Origin of the sequence: Bartonella sp. AD13SXNS (assembly GCF_042196465.1) — a bacterium.
Taxonomy (GTDB): Bacteria; Pseudomonadota; Alphaproteobacteria; order Rhizobiales; family Rhizobiaceae; genus Bartonella.
Genome location: NZ_JBHIQI010000079.1, coordinates 1 through 951 on the forward strand (window position 1 = coordinate 1; position 951 = coordinate 951).

General features: G+C 33.3%; 1 pseudogene. It reads left to right on the forward strand.

Going from position 1 to position 951, the window contains the following annotated elements:
- Positions 1-637, forward strand: a pseudogene (locus ACFIMQ_RS09460) (hypothetical protein); the annotation flags it as partial.
- Positions 638-951: the final 314 nt, after the last annotated feature.

Here is a 951-nt window from a genome sequence, read left to right on the forward strand (position 1 = left end):
AGAAATTGATTTTGAAAATTTAGAAACAAACGATTTTGTTGAAAAGGCAATCGAGTGTGATGATGTTCAATCAGAACAAATCAAAACGATAGAAACCAAACAACCAATCATTCACGAGCAAAATATTAATCTTTCAAACGAAGTTAACAACCGATGGCAAATTGACGAAGCGATGATTGAGAAATTGCCTTCACGAAAAGGTAAAAAGGTTGGTAAACAACTTTCAGAAATCGTTGATAAGATAATGCCTGCTTATTTTCCAGAGAAAGCAAACTTTTTTGAAGAAACCAAGGAAATAAGGGAAAAACAAGAAGTTAAAAGAATACTAGAAGATTTCAAACCTGATTTTCAATACGCAATTGAACAAGGATTAACGCATGATGAAGCCTTATCAGAATTTGAAAAATTTGTACGCTTTTCAAAAACCAATCCATGTCGAAATGCAAATGAACGCGATTGGCAAAGCGCTTGGGATAATTGGATTACGCATCCAAAATATGGATTGGTAACTAAGAAACACGTAAAATCAGAAGTGAAAAAACTATATGAAAGCGCATGTTATAAACCACCGTCAAACATCTTTTCAAACAGACTGTCAGAAAGATTTAGCATACCCCTAACAGCGATTTACGCTTAAAGACACGTATGGATCAGAATGCATCAGGAGTAGAGAGGCTATTAGTTTATTTGCTAGATAATGAAATCGTATTCAAAAGCATTGAAAAAAACAGCAAATTAGTGAAGTTTGGTATTCATATTGGTTTAGACATGCGTTTAAATCGACAGAAAGGCACCGTACAGAGCGATTTAAAGATTTTGTGATAAAAACACATTGAAATTAAAAACGCTTCTGTACAGTCCATTTTGATGCAAATAAACCCATTGGTAAAGTTATGGATTTAGATAGGGGATATTAAACCAGATGTTTTTAAAAAAACGTAAACAGCCTAT